At 74.4% G+C, this 1118-nt stretch carries 2 protein-coding genes; one reads left to right on the top strand and one right to left on the bottom strand.

The genetic code is table 11. From position 1 onward, the window contains the following. Positions 1 to 202: hypothetical protein (locus ACFXIV_RS48225; protein ID WP_379421580.1), on the bottom strand; the 202-nt coding region annotated here is incomplete at its 3' end. 310 nt (positions 203 to 512) lie between these two features. On the opposite strand from ACFXIV_RS48225, the gene ACFXIV_RS48220 reads away from it, so the two are divergent. After that, on the top strand, positions 513 to 1118 hold a 606-nt coding region (locus ACFXIV_RS48220), incomplete at its 3' end, for an AMP-binding protein (protein ID WP_379421579.1).

Raw genomic sequence — 1118 nt, 5'->3', positions numbered from 1 at the left:
GACCCACCCCGATCTCGCCTGCCGATCCAGAACCGTCGGCGGCCATCTCGCTGACGGCGAGCACCGTCTCGAACGCCCCGGCCGCCACCGCGATCATCCATAGCGCGAAGGCGTGCCGTACGGGTGCGGGCGTCGGGACCGGCGACGCCGGCGCGGGCGGGACGGTACCGGGCACGGCGGAGGAGCTGCTCGGCGAGTTCATGGAGCTGCCTTTCTCGGAGTGGTGCGGGGTCGGCCGCGAGGCGTGGGGCGGCGGTCACCAGCGATGCTCCGACTTCCTGGGCACCTGGGCACGCCGTCCACCCGGTGCGGCACCGGGCACCTGCCACCACCCTGCCGAGGGGTGCTCGGCCCCCCTCGGCACCCCAGCCCCTTGGCCCCCTCGGCCCCGTCGGCCCCCTCGGCCCGGCGGGGGCCGGAAGCCGTGGCGTGAAGGCGGCGTGTACGAGGTGGCGGAACGGCGCGACACTGTATTGACGCGCTGTCAGCAGCACCGTGGGAGGGACATCGCCATGTACCCCGGAGTGCACGCGTCCGCGGAGCCGGACAAGCCCGCCGTCCTCACCGCCCGCACCGGAGCGGTGCTCACCTACGGCCAGTTGGAGGAGCGCTCGGTACGGCTGGCGAACCGGCTGCGCGGGGCGGGCCTGCGCCCCGGCGACCATCTCGCCCTGCTGTCCGACAACGACCCGCGCTGTCTGGAGGTGTACTGGGCGGCGCTGCGCTCCGGCCTGTACATCACCGCCGTCAACAGCCATCTGACCCCCGACGAGGCCGCCTACATCGTGCGGGACTGCGGGGCGCGGGCGCTGATCGTCTCGGCCGCCCTCCCGGAGGTGGCGACCGCGCTGGTGCCGCGTACGCCCGGGGTGAGGGTGCGGCTGGCGTACGGGGGCCTCCCGGGCCACGACGACTACGAGGAGGCGCTGGCCGGCTCCTCGCCCCGGCCGCCCGCGCGCCAGCCCCGGGGCGCGGACATGCTCTACTCGTCCGGCACCACGGGACGGCCCAAGGGCATCCAGCCACCGCTCCTCGGCGAGGACCTCACCGAGTCCGCTTCCCCGCTCGTCACCCTGTTCTGCGCGCTCTACGGGTTCGACCCCTCGACCGTCTATCTG

This window comes from Nocardia sp. NPDC059236 (assembly GCF_042754085.1).
Lineage (GTDB): Bacteria > Actinomycetota > Actinomycetes > Mycobacteriales > Mycobacteriaceae > Nocardia.
This window is presented reverse-complemented; position numbering and strand designations above follow the sequence as displayed.